At 62.4% G+C, this 23,130-nt stretch carries 27 protein-coding genes; 8 read left to right on the forward strand and 19 right to left on the reverse strand.

Annotated features, from left to right (window positions below):
* Positions 1-41 precede the first annotated feature (41 nt).
* Positions 42-1,460 (forward strand): PQQ-dependent sugar dehydrogenase, encoded by a 1,419-nt coding sequence (locus tag JOD97_RS09520; protein WP_209715739.1) that lies wholly within the window; start codon positions 42-44, stop codon positions 1,458-1,460.
* A 104-nt stretch (positions 1,461-1,564) separates the two neighbouring features.
* On the opposite strand, the gene JOD97_RS09525 is transcribed toward JOD97_RS09520, so the two are convergent.
* The 4 genes from JOD97_RS09525 to JOD97_RS09540 all read right to left on the reverse strand — a co-directional run bounded on the left by JOD97_RS09525 (position 1,565) and on the right by JOD97_RS09540 (position 4,829).
* Entirely contained in the window at positions 1,565-2,440 is an 876-nt protein-coding gene (locus JOD97_RS09525) for a GyrI-like domain-containing protein (RefSeq protein WP_209715742.1), read from the reverse strand.
* A 132-nt stretch (positions 2,441-2,572) separates the two neighbouring features.
* A complete protein-coding gene (locus JOD97_RS09530; RefSeq protein ID WP_209715745.1) occupies positions 2,573-3,436 on the reverse strand; it encodes a class I SAM-dependent methyltransferase in 864 nt (287 codons plus the stop codon).
* Between the two features lie 63 nt (positions 3,437-3,499).
* The gene (locus JOD97_RS09535) at positions 3,500-3,871 is read right to left on the reverse strand and encodes an antibiotic biosynthesis monooxygenase family protein (protein WP_209717408.1); all 372 of its coding nucleotides are present in this window, start codon (positions 3,869-3,871) and stop codon (positions 3,500-3,502) included.
* Between the two features lie 64 nt (positions 3,872-3,935).
* Positions 3,936-4,829 carry an NAD(P)/FAD-dependent oxidoreductase gene (locus JOD97_RS09540; protein ID WP_209715748.1) on the reverse strand — a complete coding sequence of 298 codons (894 nt, stop codon included), beginning with the start codon at positions 4,827-4,829 and terminating at the stop codon, positions 3,936-3,938.
* A gap of 113 nt (positions 4,830-4,942) precedes the next feature.
* Between JOD97_RS09540 and JOD97_RS09545 the strand changes: the two genes are divergently transcribed.
* On the forward strand, positions 4,943-5,575 hold the full coding sequence (locus JOD97_RS09545) for a TetR/AcrR family transcriptional regulator (protein WP_209715750.1): 633 nt from the start codon (positions 4,943-4,945) through the stop codon (positions 5,573-5,575).
* Between the two features lie 149 nt (positions 5,576-5,724).
* Here JOD97_RS09545 and JOD97_RS09550 read toward each other — a convergent pair whose 3' ends face one another.
* The 5 genes from JOD97_RS09550 to rpsO form a co-directional block, all read right to left on the reverse strand.
* A complete protein-coding gene (locus JOD97_RS09550) occupies positions 5,725-6,039 on the reverse strand; it encodes a DUF29 family protein (protein WP_209715753.1) in 315 nt (104 codons plus the stop codon).
* Complete coding sequence (locus JOD97_RS33165) at positions 5,976-6,317, reverse strand: DUF29 domain-containing protein (RefSeq protein WP_209715756.1); 342 nt, start codon at positions 6,315-6,317, stop codon at positions 5,976-5,978. The genes JOD97_RS09550 and JOD97_RS33165 overlap by 64 nt, the downstream gene beginning before the upstream one ends.
* 2 nt (positions 6,318-6,319) lie before the next feature.
* Positions 6,320-6,739: a DUF29 domain-containing protein gene (locus tag JOD97_RS09560; RefSeq protein ID WP_209715759.1), complete on the reverse strand. Its 420-nt coding sequence runs from the start codon at positions 6,737-6,739 to the stop codon at positions 6,320-6,322.
* Positions 6,740-6,858: 119 nt separating this feature from the next.
* A complete protein-coding gene (gene pnp / locus JOD97_RS09565) occupies positions 6,859-8,979 on the reverse strand; it encodes a polyribonucleotide nucleotidyltransferase (RefSeq protein ID WP_209715762.1) in 2,121 nt (706 codons plus the stop codon).
* A 288-nt stretch (positions 8,980-9,267) separates the two neighbouring features.
* A complete protein-coding gene (rpsO, locus tag JOD97_RS09570) occupies positions 9,268-9,537 on the reverse strand; it encodes a 30S ribosomal protein S15 (RefSeq protein WP_008450438.1) in 270 nt (89 codons plus the stop codon).
* Between the two features lie 167 nt (positions 9,538-9,704).
* On the opposite strand from rpsO, the gene bamE reads away from it, so the two are divergent.
* Positions 9,705-10,193 carry an outer membrane protein assembly factor BamE gene (bamE, locus tag JOD97_RS09575; protein WP_209715765.1) on the forward strand — a complete coding sequence of 163 codons (489 nt, stop codon included), beginning with the start codon at positions 9,705-9,707 and terminating at the stop codon, positions 10,191-10,193.
* A gap of 110 nt (positions 10,194-10,303) precedes the next feature.
* Positions 10,304-11,116 carry a hypothetical protein gene (locus JOD97_RS09580; RefSeq protein ID WP_209715767.1) on the forward strand — a complete coding sequence of 271 codons (813 nt, stop codon included), beginning with the start codon at positions 10,304-10,306 and terminating at the stop codon, positions 11,114-11,116.
* A gap of 95 nt (positions 11,117-11,211) precedes the next feature.
* Here the strand turns inward: JOD97_RS09580 and JOD97_RS09585 are convergent, their stop codons facing one another.
* From JOD97_RS09585 to JOD97_RS09615, 7 genes are all read right to left on the reverse strand, one after another.
* Complete coding sequence (locus JOD97_RS09585; RefSeq protein ID WP_209715770.1) at positions 11,212-11,913, reverse strand: winged helix-turn-helix domain-containing protein; 702 nt, start codon at positions 11,911-11,913, stop codon at positions 11,212-11,214.
* The gene (locus JOD97_RS09590) at positions 11,910-12,254 is read right to left on the reverse strand and encodes an antibiotic biosynthesis monooxygenase (RefSeq protein WP_209715774.1); all 345 of its coding nucleotides are present in this window, start codon (positions 12,252-12,254) and stop codon (positions 11,910-11,912) included. Before JOD97_RS09590 ends, JOD97_RS09585 begins: the two co-directional genes overlap by 4 nt.
* Positions 12,255-12,284: 30 nt before the next feature.
* Positions 12,285-12,635 (reverse strand): NIPSNAP family protein, encoded by a 351-nt coding sequence (locus tag JOD97_RS09595; protein ID WP_209715778.1) that lies wholly within the window; start codon positions 12,633-12,635, stop codon positions 12,285-12,287.
* Positions 12,636-12,716: 81 nt separating this feature from the next.
* Positions 12,717-13,640: a sugar kinase gene (locus tag JOD97_RS09600; protein ID WP_209715781.1), complete on the reverse strand. Its 924-nt coding sequence runs from the start codon at positions 13,638-13,640 to the stop codon at positions 12,717-12,719.
* Positions 13,641-13,648: 8 nt separating this feature from the next.
* The gene (locus JOD97_RS09605) at positions 13,649-15,196 is read right to left on the reverse strand and encodes a 2-isopropylmalate synthase (protein WP_209715785.1); all 1,548 of its coding nucleotides are present in this window, start codon (positions 15,194-15,196) and stop codon (positions 13,649-13,651) included.
* Positions 15,197-15,257: 61 nt separating this feature from the next.
* Entirely contained in the window at positions 15,258-16,130 is an 873-nt protein-coding gene (gene pssA, locus JOD97_RS09610; protein ID WP_209715788.1) for a CDP-diacylglycerol--serine O-phosphatidyltransferase, read from the reverse strand.
* 104 nt (positions 16,131-16,234) lie between these two features.
* Entirely contained in the window at positions 16,235-16,999 is a 765-nt protein-coding gene (locus tag JOD97_RS09615) for an SIMPL domain-containing protein (protein ID WP_209715791.1), read from the reverse strand.
* Between the two features lie 169 nt (positions 17,000-17,168).
* On the opposite strand from JOD97_RS09615, the gene JOD97_RS09620 reads away from it, so the two are divergent.
* The 4 genes from JOD97_RS09620 to JOD97_RS09635 all read left to right on the forward strand — a co-directional run bounded on the left by JOD97_RS09620 (position 17,169) and on the right by JOD97_RS09635 (position 19,552).
* Complete coding sequence (locus tag JOD97_RS09620) at positions 17,169-18,062, forward strand: prolipoprotein diacylglyceryl transferase (RefSeq protein ID WP_209715794.1); 894 nt, start codon at positions 17,169-17,171, stop codon at positions 18,060-18,062.
* 49 nt (positions 18,063-18,111) lie between these two features.
* Positions 18,112-18,624: a YcxB family protein gene (locus JOD97_RS09625; RefSeq protein WP_209715797.1), complete on the forward strand. Its 513-nt coding sequence runs from the start codon at positions 18,112-18,114 to the stop codon at positions 18,622-18,624.
* 2 nt (positions 18,625-18,626) lie between these two features.
* Positions 18,627-18,890: a hypothetical protein gene (locus JOD97_RS09630; RefSeq protein WP_209715799.1), complete on the forward strand. Its 264-nt coding sequence runs from the start codon at positions 18,627-18,629 to the stop codon at positions 18,888-18,890.
* Positions 18,891-19,012: 122 nt separating this feature from the next.
* Complete coding sequence (locus JOD97_RS09635) at positions 19,013-19,552, forward strand: hypothetical protein (RefSeq protein WP_209715801.1); 540 nt, start codon at positions 19,013-19,015, stop codon at positions 19,550-19,552.
* A gap of 103 nt (positions 19,553-19,655) precedes the next feature.
* Here JOD97_RS09635 and ilvC read toward each other — a convergent pair whose 3' ends face one another.
* The 3 genes from ilvC to JOD97_RS09650 form a co-directional block, all read right to left on the reverse strand.
* Positions 19,656-20,672 (reverse strand): ketol-acid reductoisomerase, encoded by a 1,017-nt coding sequence (ilvC, locus tag JOD97_RS09640; RefSeq protein WP_090314506.1) that lies wholly within the window; start codon positions 20,670-20,672, stop codon positions 19,656-19,658.
* Between the two features lie 61 nt (positions 20,673-20,733).
* Entirely contained in the window at positions 20,734-21,225 is a 492-nt protein-coding gene (ilvN, locus tag JOD97_RS09645) for an acetolactate synthase small subunit (RefSeq protein ID WP_090314507.1), read from the reverse strand.
* 1 nt (position 21,226) lies between these two features.
* Positions 21,227-22,978, reverse strand: coding sequence for an acetolactate synthase 3 catalytic subunit (locus JOD97_RS09650; RefSeq protein ID WP_209715803.1), 1,752 nt, complete (start codon positions 22,976-22,978; stop codon positions 21,227-21,229).
* Positions 22,979-23,130 lie beyond the last annotated feature (152 nt).

The following is a 23,130-nucleotide window of genomic DNA, read 5'->3' on the forward strand; positions in this document are numbered from 1 at the left end:
AATAAAGTGGCACAATACCGCATCACTTATCCGGGGACAACATGAAACAGATCGCCTTGCCAGCCGCCGCTATCGCTGTGGCCTTCGCCTCGTTCGCCGCGCAGGCCGCCTCGCCGTCCGTGACCGCTGAAAATCTCTATCAGGCGAACTGTGCGTCGTGTCACGGCGTCAAGATGGAGGGTGGCATCGGCCCGACCCTGGGCAAGCATACTTGGCTGCACGGTGAGCCCACCAAGGCCAATTTGATCAAGGTGATCGGCAAGGGCGTCCCCGACAAGGGTATGCCTGCCTGGTCGCCCGCGTTGAGCGCGCCGCAGATTGCGCTGCTGGCCAACTACATCGCGGCCGGCGCCGGCAAGCCCGCCGTGGCAGCCTCCACCACTGTCGCCGCCGCGCCGGCCGCCGCCAAAACCGCCGCCGACGGCATCGACCTGAGCGGATTCAAACTGCCCAAGGGCTTCCACATCGGCGTCTACGCCAGCGAGGTGGAGACCGCGCGCAGCATGGTCGTGTCCGACTCCGGCATCGTCTATGTCGGCTCGCGCAAGGCCGGCAAGGTGTACGCGCTGGTGCCGCGCGCCGACAAGCAGACCGCCGACGTGGTCACCATCGCTTCAGGCCTGGAGAATCCGATCGGCGTCACCCTGCTCAACGGTGCGCTGTACGTAGGCGAGATCGGCCGCGTGATCCGCTTCGACAACATCGACAAGCGCTACGCGCAAAAGCCGACGTACGAGGTGGTCAAGGTCAACCTACCGGACGACAAATGGCATGGCGAGAAGATCATGAAGGCCGGTCCCGACGGCAAGCTTTACATCCCGGTCGGCGCGCCGTGCAACGTCTGCGACACCGACGACACCAAGTCCGCCAAGATCTACCGCATGAACCCGGACGGCAGCGGACTGGAGGAATACGCGCGCGGCGTCCGTAACACCGTCGGCTTCGCCTTCCATCCGACCACCAAGGCGCTGTGGTTCACCGATAACGGCCGCGACCAAATGGGCGACAACACGCCGTCGTGCGAGCTCAACATCGCGCCCAAGGCCGGCCTGCATTTCGGCTTTCCGTATTGCCACGGCGGCGTGGTGCCGGACCCGGACTTCGCCAAGGGCCGCACGTGCGAAGAGTTCGTCGAACCGGCGGCCAAACTGGGACCGCACGTCGCGCCGCTGGGTTTGACCTTCTACACGGGCAAACAGTTCCCGGAAGCGTACCGCAACAACGTCTACGTCGCCGAGCATGGTTCATGGAACCGCACCACCAAGAGCGGCTATAGCGTGCGCCTGATCACGCTCTACGGCAGCAAGGTCGTCAGCGACACCGCGCTCATCGACGGCTTCCTGCGTGGCGAGGAAGTGGTGGGGCGTCCGGTCGATGTGGTCACCTTGGCCGACGGCTCGATGCTGGTCTCCGACGACCACGGCGGGCGCGTGTTCCGGGTGACGTACGACGGCAAGTGATCACCTTGAGCAGCAGGCCTTGATACAGCTCGGCGACGTCAAAATGGCGCGGCTGCGGCGCGCCATCGGGATTGGCGCGGCGGCAGTACCGCTATGTTAGGCCGCTATTTCAACGGCAAAAACAGTTCCGCGACCGCCTCCGTTTCTGGCACCTCCGGGAAGAAACTCAGCCGCTGGCAGTAGATCGGGAAATCGCGCGCCTCCTCGCCACTGGCGGGAAGCCATTCACGATAAAGGTAAAGCGCGGCAGGCTCCAAATTATGGGTGTTGCCAACAACGCGGAGCACGGCGCAGCGTCCACCGGGGATCTCTCCGGGTTTAATTTGCTCTCCGTGCGCGTCAATCGGCTGGTCGGTTCCGACACAAAGGTCCATGCTGTAGTCGGCGGGCGACGCGGGGCGCCGTTCGGAATACCAGACGTTGAACGTCGGGTTTGTCTTGGGGTTCAGGCCGGCAGCCTTACGCCAGGCGATAAAACGCTGAATCGTCGCGCCGAGCGTCGCCGGGTCGCCGCGATGCTCCAGGATGGCCACGCGCGTGGTGGGTACATCACGAATCGTCACGTCGTCATTGGTAAAGTTCTGCATGATTTTGCTCCTTGCGTTGTCGAGGGGCTCGAAGGCCGAAAACCAGGTCTCCCAGTCGGGCGAGCTCCGGAACGCTGACGGCGATTGTCCAAACCGTTGCCTGAACGCGCGGGCAAAGGCATCCGGCGCTTCGTAACCGGCATCCATGGCTATCCCGGTAATCTGGGCGTCGCGATAGGCCAGTTGATACGATGCCCGCTTCATGACGGCGAGCTGGATATAGCGATGCACGGACACACCGAAGACCGCGGTGAAATGCCGATGGAAATGGAATTTTGAGTACGCGGCGACACCGGCCAGCGTGTCGAGGTCAAGATCCTCATCCAGATGCCGGTCGATGTAGTCCAGCACCCGCTGCATCCGGGCATGGTAGTTTTGAAACGCTGCTGTCATCGTTATTCTCCGAAGAAGCGTCATTTTGGCGCAGACAGGCGGAAAGCGCCCGACTGATCTTGCGGTTTTCTGCATGCCTTCGTTTCGTTTTCAGGGGGGCACGGAGCGGGGCGTTTCCGCTGCTAACCCCTGTCACCTTGCCGGGTTGCGTGCCATGACGATCCACGCTGCGCCGTTGATCATCACCGATCGTTCTCCGGGGAGGCCCGCGAAGGCGACACGAACCGCAGCCGAGGCGCGCGCGCGGATATCGTCAGGCTTATCAGCGAGTGATCGCGACAGCGGGCCAACCTCAAGCGTCATTTTCACCGCGTCGTCGAGCGCAGCGTCCCGCGTCCCGCCCTCGCCAAACGGGACGGAAGCATCGAACGGCGCGATAGCGATATCGGTGAAGCCGGCCGCCGTCAGGATGCGTGCCACGCGACCCCGGTCGCCGAACGAGAATGGACCGGGCGCATCGGGATCAGGCAGCGCGCTCGGCGGGAGGATGCCCATGATCGCACCCATCGGCAGGCGCACCCAATCGTTCTCGGCCGCGCCGCGCCAGCAAACGAAAGCGACCCGTCCGCCCGGCCGCAGCGCGCGTCGCATATGGGCGAACGCCGCTGTCGGATCGTCGAAGAACATCACGCCGAAACGCGAGAACAGGATGTCGAACGCGCCCTCGGACAGATCGGCGTTGCTAGCGTCGGCCACCCGGTAAAGGACTGGCGTATCCTGTGATGCAAGCGCGCGCGCCCGGCCGATCAGCGGTGCGGATATATCCACGCCTAGCACTTGCCCTCCAGCGCCGACGCGGGCGGCCAGAGCCAGACTCGACGCGCCGGCGCCGCATCCGACGTCCAGCACGCGCTCGCCCGCCGCAGGAGCAACGGCGTCGATCGCGGCCTCACCAAACACCGCCACTATGGCGTCGAGCCGGGCTTGGTTGGCGACCCAGCGCTCGCCGCTTTGATCATTCCAATCGCCAACCTGATCAGCATTTTGCTTTGCCATGACATATCCTCGTTCTGATGATTCTTAACTAAGCTGCCGTCGCGCCTTGCCATATTTCCGGAGTCAGGCTGTGCAGAAGCCAGGGACGGCGACCTTCTGGAACAGGTGCGGGCTGGCCACGACGGATGAAGGATATGCTGGAAGTTTCGCGAGGAACTCGGGATCGGTGAAGGCGGCGCCGACCGCCTCGGTGGATTCCCACATAACATAGTTCAGGTAAGTCGGGCTATCGCCGATCGCTCGATGTAGTTGCATGGAAATGAAGCCCGGTTGTTTCGTTATGATCTCGGCAGCCGCCTTGAAAGCGTCAAGGAAGCCAGCTTCGTCGGCGGTATCGCCGACCGTGAAGAGGTTGATGAGCACGAGAGGCGCGGCCGCGATACCGAGTTGGCGGTCAAACGGAAATTTCTCGTCTAAAGGTTTGAATGGTTTTATAGCGGCCATGCTGGCGCTCCTGTCTATTGTGAAATTGAACTGGGGTGACCGATGCTGCTTGCACTCAAGTCAGCATCGACTGCTGAGCGAAGATACCCGCCATCACGCCCTGCCATGTTGCCGTGGTGACCGACGGGATGCCGGGGTTGGCGAGGTCACCGGCGGCGTAGATGCCTGGCATGCTGGTTTCGCGGCGCTCGTCGGTCTTCAGGGCGATGCCGGTTGGCGTATTGATCGTGGCGAGGCCCAGTGCGTCATGAAGGCTTGCGGACGGCATGGTACGGGGATGCGCGAATAGGACATCGACTGCGACCTCAGGGCCGGTATCGATCTTGATGGTGGAACTATGGCTCCCGCGACGTGCGATTTCGGTGATGCGACCATCAACGAGAGGTACCTGGCGACCCGCCAGATCGGCCCGTATGTCCGGGGGGATGTCGTGACCATCGCCGAAGACAGTCAACCTGTCGGTCCAATCGTGAAACAGCCTGACCTGATTCATCGACTGCGGGCCAGACCAGACGAGGCCCCAATGCTGGTCAGCAACTTCGAAGCCGTCGCAATAGGGGCATGGGATGACGGATGCGCCCCAATTCTCGGCAAAGCCCGGAACATCAGGCATTTTGTCAACAACGCCATAGCTCAGGATCAGGCGGCGTGCCTTTAGCTGTTCGTTATCGTCCGTGACGACGCAAAAATCGTCGATTGCGCCAGACACGCTCTCGGCGCCGGCATTGACCAGTCTGATCGTTGGATAGCGCGCCAGCTGCTGCCGCGCTTCATCTAAAATATCCAGCGGCGGCTTGTGATCATGGCCGAGCACGCCATGCGAATGGCCGGCAAAGCGGTTGCGCGGCCGGCAGGTATCGAGAACAATGACCTTACGGCGGGCACGGCCAAGCTGCAGGGCGGCGGCGAGGCCGGCAAAGCTGCCTCCGATGATGATGACGTCATTCATGGTAATAGGCTCCAAATTGTAGATGAGGGCTGGGCTGAGCTGGCTTGTGTATTTTCAGTACTAGATGGTATCATAATTTATTGATTTAAATACTGTCAAGTACTGGAATTATCATGACCAAAATTAGCCAGGCCCGGCGCGGTCGGCCCGCCAACGAGGCGCTTCGTCAAACGATAGTCGACGCCGCCTGCGAACTCTTTGTGGAATTGGGTTTTCAAGCGACGACCATGGACAAGGTCGCCCAGCGGGCAAAGATATCCAAGCTAAGCATCTATCGACACTTCGAGAACAAGGAAGCTCTGTTCAGCGCGGCCATGGTGGCCCACTGCCAACCGTTTGCCCCACAGGTCCTTGTTGAAGGTGTCGACGGTTCGGCCGAAGATCAGCTCATGGCGGTGGGATCATCCCTGCTTCTTACGTTGTTGAGCCCGGACGTCCGCAGTGTCGAAGCCATGGTCTTGGCCGACAAGACGACCCAAAAGTCGTTAAGCAAGCTCCATTACGAAGCCGGGCCGGCCCATGTCGTCGCCCAAATCGAAGCCCTGTTGCGTCAGTTGCACGCGAAGGGGGGGCTCAACGTGCCCGATCCCCTCCGATCCGCTCGCTTGTTTGCCGCGCTTTTTAAAGGATCTGATCTCCTGGTTATCGCACGTTTCGATGAAGCGAGAGCAGAGGACGCCAACGAAATCGAATCCTATTGCCGGTCGGCCGTCGCCATGTTCATCGCCGCGCACGGTGGCATCTAAAGTTGCGCTATCGCGGCCAATGTAGAACACGCAGCCACTGTATATGTTCACCCCGAACAACCTTATGGATGATGCGTGGACGACTGACGCGCGAGGCTACTGCGTGGTCGCGAAGTACTGACGACCGCGCTTAGACGCACGCGATGACTTCAAACGAGTTTTAGCTCGTCGGGCACATAGTAGCGCTTCAATCGCCGCCTACTCCAACGGCGGCGAATAATTGCTTCCCGCATCAGGCATAAACTCCGTGGAAAGAATTTACTCCATGGTCCAGGGCAAGTCATCCGGCAAGAGCAGGTCGTGCGTGGACCTTTGACAAGATCCTGCTGGATCGCAGCACGCTGCTCCCGAATTGTATAGACCCAGCTATGGCCTCGCATATCCTGCTGATATGCCCACTTCAGCAAATGCGCGACCAGCAACGCCAACCGGCTTTGGAGCTCCCGTTTTTCGCCCTTGCCCACATGGGACTATCCTCCACCGCCTCGTCGATCGCGGTTCGTTGGGTGCCGATCGTTCCGCGCCAGCTTGTGCTGCGCCGGCTGGGCTGATAGGCCCATTTCAACAAATGGACCAGCAAGATCAGCAGATGGCTGCGTAACGCGCGCTGGTCGCTCTTGCCCACATCCTCGATCTCCTCGGCGATGTTGTCGATATCGAGTTGCGACCACTGGCGCGCGCGTATCAGCGAGGCCTGCTGCTCGGCCCACGCAACCACGTCGTCTTCATATAGCGTACCCACGCTTACCCCTCCCGCAGCGCTTCGTCCAAGGTCCAGGGACTCAGCTCCGGCAGATCGTCCAACCCCGCTTCGTTGATGGCAAGGACGACGGCATCGCTCCATACGTCTTCGGCGAAGCCTGGATCCGTCATCAATTGACGGAGGCTGGGTGTCCGACGCAACAACCTCCGCATCCTGGCCCTCTGCTCGCGGATAGTTCGACGCCAGCTTGAACCGACCCGGTCCGGCTGATACCTGCATTTGATGAGATGCCCAACCAAAACCGCCAGCCGATGGCACAGCTCCCTCTTCTCGCTTTTGCCCACATCCTCGATCTCCTCGGCGATATTGCCGATATCCAGTTGCGACCACTGACCCGAGCGCAGCAACGCCGCCTGCTGCTCGGCCCAGGCAATGACATCCTCGTCGTAAAGCGTGCCCATGGCTCCCCCTCATTCGCGCACACCAAGTTGGATCGTCGCCATGATCAAAAGTTCAAGACGAAAAAAACCGCGCCGTGTGCAAGCACACGGCGCGGTTTAAATCAGCCTAAGCCGAAGGATTACTGCGCTGCGGCGGCCGCTTCTTCAGCGGCTGCTTTCATCGACAGCTTCAGGCGGCCGCGGTCGTCGGTTTCCAGAACCTTGACGCGCACTGCCTGGCCTTCTTTCAGGTAGTCGGCAACGGCGTTGACGCGCTCGTTGGCGATTTGCGAGATGTGCAGCAGGCCATCCTTGCCTGGCATGACCTGGACGATCGCGCCGAAGTCCAGCAGCTTCAACACCACGCCGTCGTAGGTCTTGCCCACTTCGACCGAGGCGGTCAGCTCTTCGATGCGACGCTTGGCTTCCTGGCCGGCGGCGGCGTCGACGGAGGCGATGGTGACCACGCCTTCGTCGCTGATGTCGATCTGCGTGCCGGTCTCTTCGGTCAGCGCGCGGATGACGGCGCCGCCCTTGCCGATCACGTCACGGATCTTCTCTGGGTTGATCTTGATGGTGATCAGGCGCGGCGCGAAATCGGACAGTTCCGTTTTCACGTGCGGCATGGCTTTTTGCATTTCGCCCAGGATGTGCTCGCGGCCTTCCTTGGCTTGCGCCAGCGCCACTTGCATGATTTCCTTGGTGATGCCCATGATCTTGATGTCCATCTGCAGCGCGGTGATACCGTTGCGGGTACCGGCGACCTTGAAGTCCATGTCGCCCAGGTGATCTTCATCGCCCAGGATGTCCGACAGCACGGCGAACTTGCCGCCTTCCTTGATCAGGCCCATCGCGATACCGGCGACGTGCTCTTTCATTGGCACGCCGGCGTCCATCAGCGCCAGGCAGCCGCCGCAGACCGAAGCCATCGACGACGAACCGTTCGATTCGGTGATTTCCGACACCAGGCGCACCGAGTAGCTGAACTCTTCCGGTGCCGGCAGCGCGGCGATCAGCGCGCGCTTGGCCAGACGGCCGTGGCCGATCTCGCGGCGCTTCGGCGTGCCGACGCGGCCCGTTTCGCCGGTGGCGAACGGTGGCATGTTGTAGTGCAGCATGAAGGAGTCGGTGAACTCGCCCATCAGCGCGTCGATCTTCTGGCTGTCGCGGGCGGTGCCCAAGGTGGCGACGACCAGCGCCTGCGTTTCACCGCGGGTGAACAGCGCCGAACCGTGGGTGCGTGGCAGCACCGAGGTGCGGATCGAGATCGGACGCACGGTGCGCGTATCGCGGCCGTCGATGCGTGGCTCGCCGTCCAGGATCTGGGTGCGGACGATTTTCGCTTCCATGTCGAACAGGATGTTGTTCACTTCGGCGGCGTCGATCGGCGCGGCGCCGGCGGCGGCCGCTTCGGCCGACAGGTCGGCCAGCACTTCGCTGGTGGCGGCCTTGAGCTTGGCGGTGCGTTCCTGCTTGTCCTTGGTCTGGTACGCTTCGTTGATCTTGCTGGCGGCGAAATGCGCCACGCGGCCGATCAGCGCTTCGTTCTTAGCCGGTGGAACCCACTCGACTTCCGGCTTGCCGCCGTCGCGCACCAGGTCGTGGATGGCGTCGATGACCGCTTTCATCTGGGTGTGGCCGAACACCACGGCGCCCAGCATGACTTCTTCGGACAGCTGCTGCGCTTCCGATTCGACCATCAGCACGGCCGTTTCGGTACCGGCGACGACCAGGTCCATCTGCGAGGTTTTCAGTTGTTCGACGGTCGGGTTCAGGATGTACTGGCCGTTGGCGTAGCCGACGCGCGCGGCGCCGACCGGGCCGTTGAACGGCACGCCCGACACGCACAGCGCGGCCGAGGCGCCGATCATGGCGGCGATGTCCGGATCGATCTCAGGGTTGACCGACAGCACGTGAATGATGACCTGCACTTCGTTCAGGTAGCCTTCTGGGAACAGCGGGCGGATCGGACGGTCGATCAGACGCGACGTCAGCGTTTCTTTTTCCGAAGGACGGCCTTCGCGCTTGAAGAAACCGCCTGGGATTTTACCGGCGGCGTAGGTTTTTTCGACGTAATCGACGGTCAGCGGGAAGAAGTCCTGACCTGGCTTGGCATCTTTGCGCGCCACAACCGTTGCCAGTACGACGGTGTCTTCGATCGACACCATCACCGCGCCGGATGCCTGGCGAGCGATTTCGCCGGTTTCCAGCGTCACGGTGTGTTGGCCGTACTGGAAGGTTTTCGTAACTTTGTTAAACATGGGTAATCCCTTTCTATTTGCCGACAGATTTTCAGGGGCTGTCGTTCACCTCACCACAGACGGCATACCCGCCGTCTTTACTACACTTACTAAATACACTTGCTAAAACGTTTGACCACGTGGGGCCGATGAGCGCATCGCGCGTAATCCGCCATACGTGATACTGGGATTCCATGCTGCGTTGCCAAGATCGAGTTCCACTTAGCAATTTTTTAACGGCGAAAATGACAAAATGCCCGCGACAGCAAACTGGCGCAGGCATTTCGATTAAGCCGGATGACGCAAATATTACTTACGCAGGCCCAGTTTAGCGATCAGATCGCGATAACGGGTTGCGTCTTTGCCCTTCAGGTACGACAGCAGGCTCTTACGACGGTTAACCATCATGATCAGACCACGACGGGAGTGGTGATCCTTGCTGTGGGCCTTGAAGTGGCCGTTCAGTTCGTTGATGCGCGCGGTCAGCAGTGCAACTTGCACTTCTGGGGAGCCGGTGTCTTTTTGACCACGGGCGTTGTCCGCGATGATCGCGGCTTTGTTGATGTTTTCTACGGTCATGATATTTACCTTTAACATGCGGTGCGCGGAGTCTGAACCCTGCACACCGTGAACTTCAAAAAAAACTGATCCGAAGACCAGACCCGAAAGTATAGCGGAAAAAGCGCCGCGTGTATCCCGGCTTGGCTACAATTTGTCACCTTCCCCCCTGTTTTTGGAGGCCCGCGATGAAAAGAGTGTTTATTCTGGCAATGTTTTGTGGCGCGCTGGCCGGCTGCGCCAGCCTGTTCGGCCCGCCGCCGGCGCCGGGCGACAGCGCCGCCGTCGTCGAGGCCAAGCTGGGCCGGCCCACCAACGTCTACCAGGACGGCCCGGATACACTGCTCGAATACGCCATGGGGCCGCTCGGCCAGTACACCTGGATGGCCCGCATCGGCCCGGACCAACGGCTGCGGTCGTACGAGCAGGTGCTGACGAACGCCAAATTCGGCACCATCAAGGTCGGCCGGGACACCAAGGACAGCGTGCTGCGCATCGTCGGCCGGCCATCCAAACAGGTGCGTTACTACAGCGTCGACGGCGACGTCTGGCAATACCGCTACAAGGAAAGCGACGTGTGGAACTCGGTGATGGATGTGCAATTCAACCGCGACGGCGTGGTGCAGGCGCTGGTCAACGGCCCGGACGAGGAACGCGAACCGCGCTGGCTGCGCTGACCGCTTCGGTAGGAGCAGTCCCACGCGCGGTTTGGCAGTGCGCCGACGTGAAATATTTCCCGTGGTTGCTATGATTTCCATATATCAAAACGCAACTCACTGGAGAATTCATGTCTTTACGCACGCCTTCCGCCCGCCACGCGATGTACGCCGCCACCCTGATCGCGCTGACCACAGCCACCGCGATGGCCTGGGCGGAACCATCGCCCGCGCTGGACCGCGCCAGCCTGTCGGTCGGCGCCTTCTACACCGACCCGCGCATCAAGGTCGAGGGCGACACCAACTATGGCCGCATCGACACCGGCACCTACAAGTCGGACAGCGTCACCTTGCCGCGCGCCAAGGCCAGCGTGCTGATTGGCGATTCGCACGGCATCGACTTCGATTACTACCGCTACGATAAGGAGTACAACCCGAACCTGAGCGGCAGCACCAATATCAACGGCCTGCCGCTGACCGGCACCGGCAAGCTGAACGCCAAACTGAAGCTGGACCTGGCCAATGTCGCCTACAAGTGGTGGCTGGGCAGCGGCGCCGATGTGTTTGGCGTGGGCGTCGGCGCGGCGTATTACCGCGCGCGTATCGACGGCACGGCCAACGGCGTGCTCAATGGAATCAGCGGCAACGCGCGGTATTCGGAAAATGAAAGCGCCTATGCGCCGCTGGTGGAATTGGGCTGGCGCCACCAGTTCTCGCCGCAGTTGCGCATGTATGCGGATGCGAATGGCATCAAGAAGAATGGCGGCAAGATTAACGGCCATATCTACGGCGGCGCCGTCGGGGTGGAATGGTATGTGACGCCGATGGTCGGCGTGGTCGCCGAGTACAGCGCGTCGAAGATCAGCTTGCGGCGCGAGCGTGATGATACCGCCGTTAATGTGCGGTTGAACGGGCCGGCGGCTTACGTTAAGGTGCGCTTCTAGGAGTCACGTAGGGCGGATTAGCGGAGCGTAATCGGCCATGCATGCGCCGCCGGCGGCTCATCGATGGCCGATTACGGCGTTCCGCCTAATCCGCCCTACGTGTCTCCAGAATGGGTCAACGTGGCCAGGCCGGTTTTTCCGCTGGCCGTTACCTGCAGCGCGCGCGTGTCGTCGTCGCGACGCAGCCATCCGCGTTCGATGAAGTTGTCGAGCAGCGCTACCGCCAGCGGTCCGGCGAAGTGATCGCGCCGCTCGGACCAGTCCACGCAGCCGTATAGTTGTCTCGCCTGCGCGCCTTCGACCACCGCGATGCCAAGTTCGCGCAACCGCGCCTCCCCCACCCTGGTCAGCCGATAGTCATGTCCGTCCTGGCCATCCTTCTCCACCCATCCGTTTTCAACAAAACAGCGGCACAGCTCCACACCCAGCACACCGGCCAAGTGGCCGTAGCAGCTGCGCGCGTGACGCAAACCGCGCATCGCCGGCGCCTGCCAGCGCGTGGTTTCGGGCAGCGCGCCATCGGCCACGCGCAGCAGCGCCTCCAGCGCATGCGCGACATTGCCGTCGGCCAGCATGTAGTAGCGATGCCGGCCCTGCGCGCGCACCTTCGCCAGACCTTCGTCAACCAGCAGCTTGAGGTGCTGCGACGCCGTCGGCGCGGCCACGCCCGCATGGCGCGCGAGGTCGGTGGCGGTGTAGAACCTGCCGTCCAGCAGGCGCGATAGCATCAGCGCACGCGTCGGGTCGCCGATCGCCGCCGCCACGCGCGCGAAACGCGGTTGCGCCGCGGCGTTCACGACGTCACCGGCGCGTGATATGGCGGCGCCTCGTCGCGCTCCAACAGGCCGTAGTCGCGGATCACCGATGCCACGCGCAGCCGGTAGTGATCGAACACGCCGGCACGGCCGGCGCTTTGCGCGGCGCGGTGCTGTTCCTGCTCGCGCCACGCGCGCACCGATTCCTCGTCGCGCCAAAAAGACAGCGACAGCAGCTTGCCCTGTGTGCTCAGGCTTTCAAAGCGCTCCACCGAAATAAAACCGTCCACCTGGGCCAGCAAGGGCGCCAGCCCCGCCGCGCGGTCGAGGTATTCCGCAAAGCCGGCGGCGCTGGGCTGGACTTCAAAAATCACGGCAATCATTTGACGCTCCCCGATCAAGACGCGTTGGCGTCATTGTAAAACAGCCGACGCGTCGACCGCCGCAACGCCGAAGGTGCCGCCCACGGCTTCGTTGAAGGTGCGTTCTTCGCGCAGGATAAAGCGTTGTTCCCGGGCATAGGCGAAATTCTCCCTGGCTTGCGGGTCCTCGCGCAGGCGTGCGCGATAAGATTCGTAGGCGGCCAGCGAGTCGAATGCCACCAGCCCCCAGGCCTCGTAGTTGGTGCCTTCGAGCGGCAGGAAGTAGCCGACCAGATGGCCGCCGAGACGGGGAATGATGCGTCCCCAGTTCTCGGCGTAGCGGCGGAAAGCCTCGCGCTGGAACGGGTCGATCTCGTAGCGGATAAAGCAGGTGATGATCATGAAAGCCTCCTGTCGTTGAGTGAGACGACAAGATAACTTTTCAAGAGCGCCAATGCTTAGGCCTGGACCGAAGTGTTGATCTCAGCCCAAAGCGGCCCGTACCCGCTCGGCGGTGGGGATGGGCGCCACCGCGCCGTGGCCCAGCGTCGACAAGGCGGCGCTGACGTTGGCGTAGCGGACCGCGTCGGCCAGCGCGTCGCCGGCGGCCAGGCGCGCCAGCAGGCTGCCGTCGAAGCAGTCGCCGGCGCCGGTGGCGTCCACCGCCTGGACCGGATAGCCGGCCATCAGTCGCGGTGCGGCATCCGCTTCCGCGTACCACGCACCAACCGGGCCGCACTTGAGCACCACCGACCGCGCCCCTTGCGCGCGGCACCAGGCGAACATGGTCTCGACGTCGTCGGTGCCGGCCAGCGCCACCGCCTCGTCCAGGCTGGGCATGAACAGGTCGGTCATGCCGATGGTGGCGCGGATGACGGCGCGGGCGCGCGCCAGGGGCCACAGCGCCAGGCGCAGATTCGGATCGAAGCTGACGCGCGCGCCGGCGGCGCGGGCGGCATCGATGGCGGCGAACACGGTGTCGCAGGCGCTGGCCGATATCGCCTGCGAGATCCCCGACACATGCAGCCAGCGCGTGGCGGCGACCGCGCTCAGATCCATGTTCCCCGGCCGCATGCGGCTGGCGGCCGAGCCGGCGCGCAGATAGCTGAACGCGTGGCCGTCGGGGCCGTGGTTGACGAAATACAGGCCGGTGGGCGCGTCCGGGTCGCGCGCGACGGCGCTCGCATCGACGCCCTCGGCCCGCCACAAGTCGAGCAGCATGGCGCCGAAGCGGTCATCGCCGACGCGGCTCAGATAGGCGGTGCGCGCGCCCTGCCGGCTGGCGGCGATGACGGCGTTGGAGGTGTCGCCGCCGAAGCCCTGGCGGTAATTGGCTTCGCCCGGCGTGGCCTGGTTGAACTCCACCATGGCCTCGCCCAATGCGACGATGTCAAAGTCTTTTGCCACTCAAAACCTCATGGTTGTGGATTGACGCGCTCGATCTTCGAGTGCAGTTTGTTGAGCGCCGACAGGTAGGCCTTGGCCGAGGCGACGATGATGTCCGGATCGGCGCCGACGCCGTTGACGATGCGGCCCTCCTTCGACAAGCGCATCGTCACTTCGCCCTGCGACTGGGTGCCGGTGCTGATGGCGTTGACCGAAAACAGCACCAGCTCGGCGCCGCTGCCGACCTCCGATTCGATGGCGTTGACGGTGGCGTCCACCGGGCCGTCCCCCTTGCCTTCGGAAACGTGCTCCTCGCCGTCGATCGAGAACACCACTTTGGCGCTCGGCGTCTCGCCGGTGTTCGACTGCTGCGACAACGACGTGAATCGATAGAATTCGCTCTCCTGCGACTGCTGCTCGTCCGAGACCAGCGCCAGGATGTCCTCGTCGAAGATGTCGGACTTGCGGTCGGCCAGTTCCTTGAAGCGGATGAAGGCGGCGTTGACCTCCGCCTCCGATTCCAGGTCGATGCCCAGTTCCTGCAAGCGCTGCTTGAAGGCGTTGCGGCCGGACAGCTTGCCCAGCACGATCTTGGTGGCGGCCCAGCCGACATCCTCGGCGCGCATGATCTCGTAGGTCTCGCGCGATTTGAGCATGCCGTCCTGGTGGATGCCGGAGGCGTGCGCGAACGCGTTGGCGCCCACCACGGCCTTGTTGGGCTGCACCGCGAAGCCGGTGATCTGCGACACCATCTTCGACGCCGCCACGATCTGCGTGGTGTCGATGCCCACCTCCAGATTGTAGTAGCCGCCGCGCGTGCGCAGCGCCATCACCACTTCCTCGAGCGCGGTGTTGCCGGCCCGCTCACCGAGGCCGTTGATGGTGCACTCGATCTGGCGCGCGCCGCCGATCATCACGCCGGCCAGCGAATTGGCCACCGCCAGACCCAGGTCGTTGTGGCAGTGGACCGACCAGATGGCCTTGTCGGAGTTGGGGATGCGCTCGCGCAGGCGGCGGATGGTTTCGCCGAAAATCTCCGGCACCGCGTAGCCCACCGTATCGGGGAAGTTGATCGTCGTGGCGCCTTCCGCGATCACCCCTTCGAGCACGCGGCACAGGAAATCCTCGTCCGAGCGGCTGCCGTCCTCCGGGCTGAATTCGATGTCGTCGGTATGCTGGCGGGCGTAGCGCACCGCGTTGCGGGCCTGCTCCAGCACCTGCTCGGGCAGCATGCGCAGCTTCATCTCCATGTGCAGGTTGGAGGTGGCGATGAAGGTGTGGATGCGTTTGCGCTCGGCCGGCGCCAGCGCCTCGGCGGCGCGGGCGATGTCACGGTCGTTGGCGCGCGAGAGCGAGCAGATGGTCGATTCGCGCACCACCGAGGCGATCGCCTTGATCGATTCGAAGTCGCCCTGCGAGGCGGCGGCGAAACCGGCTTCGATCACGTCCACGCGCAGGCGTTCGAGCTGCTTGGCGATGCGGACTTTCTCGTCCTTGGTCATCGACGCGCCGGGCGATTGCTCGCCGTCGCGCAAGGTGGTGTCGAAGATGATCAGGCGGTTGGATGAGGTGTTCATATTAGCTCCGTTGCTGTGGCTGCGTTGCTTGAAAATGCTCAGGGCCTACCGCCCTCGGGGTTTAATGACGTTCGCTCGGATCGTCGCTGTCGATCTCGGTCTGGATCAGGCTGACCGGCTTGCCCTTCGCAAGCCGCCACACCAGCACCGCGTAGCCCGACAAACCATAGGCGATAAAGATCGGGAACAGCACCTTCGGCGGATCGATCGACACCAGCGCGAACACCAGCGCGATCAGGAACACGGCGATGAACGGCACCGACTTGCGGAAGTTGACGTCCTTGAAGCTGTAGAACGGCACATTGGTCACCATCGACAGGCCGGCGAAGACGGCGATGCCCCACGAGATCCAGCGCAGCTCCAGGCCGGAGACTTCCTGGTCGACCATCAGCAGGATGAAGCCGGCCACCAGCGCGGCGGCCGACGGCGAGGGCAAGCCCTGGAAGAAGCGCTTGTCGACCACCTCGATATTGGTGTTGAAACGGGCCAGGCGCAGCGCCGCGCCGGCGCAGTAGACGAAAGCGGCGATCCACCCCAATTTACCCAGGCCGCGCAGCGACCATTCGTAGATCACCAGCGCCGGCGCGGCGCCGAATGACACCATGTCCGACAGGCTGTCGTACTGGGCGCCGAATTCGCTCTGGGTGTTGGTCAGGCGGGCCACGCGGCCATCCAGCCCGTCAAGCACCATGGCGATGAAGATCGCCCAGGCCGAGTGTTCGAATTTCTGGTTCATCGCCATGACGATGGCGTAGAAGCCGCAGAACAGCGCGGCGGTGGTGAAGGCGTTCGGCAGCAGATAGATCCCCCGGTGACGCGGCCGGTCGAGGCCCTCGCCCCGGGCGCGGCGCGCAAAACGGCTGAAACGCGACGTCTTGGGCAATTTGGCTTGGGCGGCGGCGTTTTTAGCGCGGCGGCGGGGAAAATTCGGCATAGGGTTCCATTCTCATTATGTGGTCTTGTTGCGCCATCATTATAGTGGAGCCGACAATAAAAAAGGGGGATGGCGCCCATCCCCCCTATTCTGCACAAGTTTGCTTATTTGAAGCGCACCTTGCCCACCAGTTGCATCTGCAAGGTGGTCTCGCCCGGCTCGAAACTCGGCTCGGAGACCTCGGCGCTGTCGGCCATCTTGGCGCGCATCATCATCGGCGCCGGCGCGGCCTGGGCGCGCTCCTGCGCGTAATTGCCAGAGCCCTCGAAGTCGACCGTGTCGAGCACGGCGTCGCCGACCTTGCGGCCCATGGCGTTGGCGATCGAGTTGATGCGCTCGTTCAGGTTCTTATAGGTCGCGGCGATGCGCTCGTCGTCGAGCTTTTTGGTGGTTTCCGGCGACAGGCCGAAGTGCAGGCCGCTCAAGGTCAACACCTTCTGGGCGGCGGCCACCGTCTTCGGCAGCTTGTCCAGGCTGGTGGTGGTCACCTCCAGATACTGGCCCACGCGCCACGCGGTCGGCACCCGTTGTTTGGGCATCTGGCCGTTCGGCAGCGGACGGTCTTCCGGATAGACGGGATAGGTGTAATAACCCTGGGTCTTGAGCTTGGCCTGCGGGTCGGCCGCGCGGACGATGTCGAGGCCCTGCTTCATCTTCTGGTTGACGCGCGAGGCGGCGGCCGCCTTGTCCTTGTCCTGCTCTTCGATCGCCAGCGTGGCGACGGCCTGGTCGTTGACGTGCTTGACTTCGCCGAACGCGGGCACCACCACCAGCGTGCCGCTGGTCGGCAGCGAATCGGCTGGCGCGGCGTGCGCGGCCAGCGCGAAGGATACAGCGGCGGCTGCGGCGAGGTTTTTCATGACGGTCATTGCGGACTCCAAAGTTGAATTTGCGACAAGCCGAACTTTACCTGAATTTAACCGGCGCACCTGTAAGACATGGTGACCGTTTGTAACATTTCTGGGGAGCACAGACTTATGCTAGAGTGGTTGAGCAATTGTTATGCATGCGATTTCGACAGGTACTTGAAGGACTACAATGTCATACCCATTTTTAAGCGACGTGGTGAAGGCCTGGACCGGCTACGACGTGCCGTTGCCGCTGGCGACCTTCGGCCTGTTCGTCGCTTTGGGCGCGCTGGCGGCGGCCGCGTGCTTCCGCGCCGAGCTGAGCCGCCTGTACGCCGCCGGCAGAATCCGCGCGGCGCTGGTGGCGGGCGCGCAGGTGCCGCCGCAAACCGTGGTCGGCGATTTCATGGTGGTGGTGATGATCGCCGGCGTGGTGGGGGCGCGGCTGTTTCATATTCTCGAGCACAGCCAGCAGTTCATGGCCGATCCGATGAGCATGATCCTCACGCGCTCGGGACTCAGCATTTTCGGCGGGCTGATCGTCGGCACCTTGGCCGGCATGGTGTGCGTGCGGCGTTGGCGATTGCCGGTGCGTCCGCTGCTCGACGCCGCCGCGCCGGCGATGATGATCGGCTACGCGATCGGCCGCGTCGGTTGCGAGGTGTCGGGCGACGGCGACTGGGGCATCGCGTCGAACATGGCGCTGAAGCCGGACTGGCTGCCGACGTGGTTGTGGGCGCAAACGTACGACAACAATATTTTCGGCGAAGTGATCGCCGCGCCGGGCGTGTATCCGGCGCCGATGTACGAGACGGCGATGGCGCTGCTGTGCTTCCTGGCGCTGTGGGCGCTGCGGCGCCACCCGTTCCGCACGGGCTGGCTGTTTTCGGTGTATTTGATCCTGGCCGGGGCCGAGCGCCTGCTGATCGAGCAGATCCGCGTCAATCCGGTGCTGGATTTTCTGGGGGTTCGCGCCACGCAGGCGGAGGCGATCGCCGTGGTGCTGATGGTGTTGGGCGTGGTGGGCACGGTGCTGCTGGGGCAGCGCCAGAATGCCGCCGACAAGCTGCTGAAGCCGCGCTGAGATGGCGGGCTCGCCCGCTTACAATTTCAGTTAAAAGGACGGTGCACACATGTGGTTCAGTCATCCCAAGCCCTTTATCACCAAGGCGGTCGCCATGCAGATGGCCGAGCAAAAGCAGCTGCCGCCGCCCGATACCACGATCACCGTCGAGCACCAGGACCCGTCCATCCCCGAATTGTGGCGGCAAACACGCGCGACGGCCGGCGACACCGCGCCGATCAGCATCCGGGTCGCCTTGCGGCTGCGCGAATATCTCGATTTCCGATGGGCCAGTTCGCTATCGAAGAAAAACAAGCTGCGCCTGCCAACGACGGTGGCCGGCGCGCTGTGGTACTACCTGCGGGTGCGCCACATGCCGGCGAGCGATATCGACATCGACGAGCAACAGATCAAACGGACGGGCGCCGGAGGCACTTCGGTCTGGAGCTGGCGCGACGTGCGCGAGGTTCGGCCCTACCCCAGCGGCTATCTGGTGCGCGTGGCGGACGAGTCGATGGCCATCCCCTACCGCCACCTGAACGCCGATCAACGCGCCCGTTTCAGGGCGATGATACGGAGGTAGCCATGGCGCTCGATTTCATTGGCTCGGTGCTGGTACGCGTTGGTTTCGAAGTGCTTGGCTACGGCACCGGCCGGGTCGTCGTTCCCCTGCTGTCGTTCGGCAGGGCGCGCGCCGACAAGCTGAGCCTGCGGCGCTACGTCAAACCGTACCAATTGTGGTGGCGGGAAGACGGGCAAGTGGTGCTGAGCGGCGAGGCCACCGCGCTCTCCGGCATGGGGTTCTGGATCGCCGCCTTCATCATGATGCTGGTCTGCATACAGCATTAGTCCGGGGTCAGGTCCACCATTTCTACACGGCCTCGGCTGTGCATATATGCCGAGGCAACATTTGTACGATCTTGGGCTTCCCCGCCCACCATAGCGGAAAAAAAATAACGTTGAGGAATGGATTGCAATACTATAAATGGGATTTCCCCACAAGCTGGCTAAGCCTCGACCAGGCGCACAACCTGTTCACCCGGCTCTTTCTTTCGGACCTGACGGCGACCGACTTAATAGCCAGATCAAATATTTCGGAAGCTACCCCTCGCGCGATTGAACGCCGGGTCATTTACAATTTATGGGTCATCGTACAAAAGCTCTCGAAGGACGCCAACCACCCATCATTCAAGAAAGAATGGGGATCCAATAAATATCTGGAAAAACGTCGATTCACCGGTGTGTTGCCCCCAGAATATACCGCCGCTGAAACGCACGCTTACCTCTCGGCACAAGCGTTGGACTACGCAGGAAAAGCCATAGCGAAATCCCTGGCCACGGCGGTATTTGAAGCTGGCGGGAAGTTTAGCGATCCGGAAGCGCAACTTTCTTTCGAACATAAAATTGTAGAGCTGGTGCGCCGATTAGCGCCGCCAGGCGGGTGGCTTGCCTATTATCTGGGCAGAGGGCCGTGGTGTTTGTTGGCCAGGATAGAAGATAGCGATTCTTAATCGGACCACCAGCGCCAGCACCAGGACGGACATCCCCACCCAATGCCGCCGTAGACGCAAAAAAGCCGGCTCGCGCCGGCTTTCGTTTTGAAGAAGAGACTGCTTAGTTCTTCGACTGGTCGACCATCTTGTTCTTGGCGATCCAAGGCATCATGGCGCGCAGTTTGGCGCCGACTTCTTCGATCGGGTGCTCGGCGGTCAGACGGCGACGCGAGATCAGGGTCGGCGCGCCGGCCTTGTTTTCCAGGATGAAGGACTTGGCGTATTCGCCGGTCTGGATGTCTTTCAGGCACTGGCGCATCGCGTCCTTGGTGGCCGACGTCACAACCTTAGGACCGGTCACGTACTCGCCGTATTCGGCGTTGTTCGAGATCGAGTAGTTCATGTTGGCGATGCCGCCTTCATAGATCAGGTCGACGATCAGCTTGAGCTCGTGCAGGCACTCGAAGTACGCCATTTCCGGCGCATAACCGGCTTCGGTCAGCGTTTCGAAACCGGCTTTGATCAGCTCGACGGCGCCGCCGCACAGCACGGCCTGTTCGCCGAACAGGTCGGTCTCGGTTTCTTCGCGGAAGTTCGTTTCGATGATGCCGGCGCGGCCGCCGCCGTTGGCCGAGGCGTACGACAGGGCGATGTCACGGGCGATGCCGGACTTGTCCTGGTACACGGCGACCAGGTGCGGCACGCCGCCACCCTGGGTGTAGGTGGCGCGCACGGTGTGGCCCGGGGCCTTCGGTGCGACCATGATCACGTCCAGGTCGGCGCGCGGCACGACTTGGCCGTAGTGCACGTTGAAGCCGTGGGCGAAGGCCAGCACCGCGCCCTGCTTGGCGTTCGGCGCGACGTTTTCGTTGTAGACCTGGGCGATGTTCTCGTCCGGCAGCAGGATCATGATGACGTCGGCGGCCTTGATGGCGTCGTTCACTTCGGCGACCTTCAGGCCGGCCTTCTCCACCTTGTTCCACGAGGCGCCGCCCTTGCGCAGGCCGACGGTGACGTTGACGCCCGAGTCGCTCAGGTTTTGCGCGTGCGCGTGGCCTTGCGAGCCGTAGCCGATGATGGCGACGTTCTTACCTTTGATCAGGGAGATGTCGGCGTCTTTGTCGTAGAAAACTTTCATGATAATTCCTTAGTAATAATTTTTAATGTTGGGGTGTCGGCGGGCCTCGCGGCCATGCCAATTAAACTTTGAGGATGCGTTCGCCGCGTCCGATGCCGGAACCGCCGGTACGTACCGTCTCCAGGATGGAGGCGCGGTCGATCGAGTCGATGAACGCGTCGAGCTTGCTCTTGGCGCCGGTCAATTCGATCGTGTAGGTTTTCTCGGTGACGTCGATGATGCGGCCGCGGAAGATGTCCGCCGTGCGCTTCATCTCTTCCCGTTCCTTGCCGACAGCGCGCACCTTGATGAGCATGAGCTCGCGTTCGATGTGCTGACCCTCGGTCAGGTCCACCACTTTCACCACCTCGATCAGGCGGTTCAGGTGCTTGGTGATCTGCTCGATGATGTCGTCCGAGCCGCTGGTGACGATGGTCATGCGCGACAGGGTCGGATCTTCGGTCGGGGCCACGGTCAACGTCTCGATGTTGTAGCCGCGCGCCGAGAACAAACCGACGACGCGGGACAGCGCGCCGGCCTCGTTTTCCAGCAATACAGAGATAATGTGTCGCATCTTATAAGTCCTCCGAACCCAACAGCATTTCAGAGAGCCCCTTGCCCGCTTTCACCATCGGCCAGACGTTTTCCGATTGATCGGTAATGAAGTTCATGAACACCAGCCGGTCCTTCATGCCGAACGCTTCGCGCAGCGCGCCGTCGACGTCGCCCGGTTTCTCGATGCGCATGCCGACGTGGCCGTAGGCCTCGGCCAGCTTCTCGAAGTTCGGCAGCGAATCCATGTAGGACTCGGAGTAGCGCGAACCGTAGTCGATCTGCTGCCACTGGCGCACCATGCCGAGGAAGCGGTTGTTCAACATGATGATCTTCGGCGTCAGATGGTATTGCTTGCAGGTGGCGAGCTCCTGGATGCACATCTGGATCGAGCCTTCGCCGGTGATGCAGGCGACGGTGGCGTCCGGGTTGGCCATCTGCACGCCCATGGCGTACGGCAAGCCCACGCCCATCGTGCCCAGGCCGCCCGAGTTGATCCAGCGCTTGGGCTTGTCGAACGGATAGTACTGCGCGGCCCACATCTGGTGCTGGCCGACGTCGGAGGTGATGAACGCGTCGCCCTTGGTCACTTCCCACACCTTCTGCACCACCGATTGCGGCTTGATGACCAGGTCCGACGTCGAGAATTTCAGGCATTCCTTGCCGCGCCATTCGTTGATCTGCTTCCACCAGTCCTTGACGGCGGGCGCGTTCGGCTTGGCGTCGGTCGCGTCGAGCTGCGCCAGGAACTCGATCAGCACGTCCTTGACGTTGCCGACGATCGGGATGTCGACCTTGACGCGCTTGGAGATCGACGAAGGATCGATGTCGACGTGGATGATCTTGCGCGGGTGCGAGGCGAAGTGTTTCGGGTTGCCGATCACGCGGTCGTCGAAGCGGGCGCCGATGGCGATCAGGACGTCGCAGTGCTGCATCGCCATGTTCGCTTCGTAGGTGCCGTGCATGCCGGGCATGCCGACGAAGTGCTCGCTCGACGCTTTATAGGCGCCCAGGCCCATCAGGGTGTTGGTGACCGGGAAGCCGAGCTTGTCGACCAGCTTGTTGAGCTCGGGCGAGGCGTTGGCCAGGATCACGCCGCCGCCGGTGTAGATCATCGGGCGTTCGGCCTGCAGCAGCAGCTGGACGGCCTTGCGGATCTGGCCCGAATGGCCCTTGTCGACCGGTTTGTACGAGCGCATCTCGATCTCTTTCGGATACGAGAACGTCGTCTTGTGCATCGAGATATCCTTCGGGATGTCGACCAGCACGGGGCCGGGACGGCCGGTGCGGGCGATGAAGAAGGCTTTCTTGACGGTTTCCGCCAAATCCTTGACGTCTTTGACGAGGAAATTGTGCTTGACCACGGGACGGGTGATGCCGACCGTGTCGCATTCCTGGAAGGCATCCTGGCCGATGGCGTGGCTGGGCACCTGGCCCGAGATCACGACCATGGGGATGGAATCCATGTAAGCGGTGGACAGGCCGGTGACGGCATTGGTGACACCCGGACCGGACGTGACCAGCGCGACGCCAACCTTGCTCGAACTACGCGAGTACGCATCGGCGGCGTGGATCGCGGCCTGCTCGTGACGCACCAGCACGTGTTGGAATTTGTCTTGCTTGAAGATGGCGTCGTAGATATACAGCACGGCTCCGCCGGGATAGCCGAAGACGTGTTCCACGCCCTCTTCCGCCAGGCAGCGCACGAGGATTTCCGCGCCGGTGAGTTGGCCGTTTTGGCCACCAGATTGTTGTGACGATGCTTCGGTGTTCATGAAACATTCCTTTCAAGGTCCATTGGAGATTGATCGGATGCTCTGTCCTGACGAAGTATGCCTGCCTCTACAGCTTTGCCCAGCTTCCCTTTGTCATGCGGTCACGCCCGCCTCTTCCGCCAACCGTAGTGACGTGCAAAGCGGCGCTCAAC

Origin of the sequence: Duganella sp. 1411 (assembly GCF_017833525.1) — a bacterium.
In the GTDB taxonomy this organism is placed as follows: domain Bacteria; phylum Pseudomonadota; class Gammaproteobacteria; order Burkholderiales; family Burkholderiaceae_D; genus Rugamonas.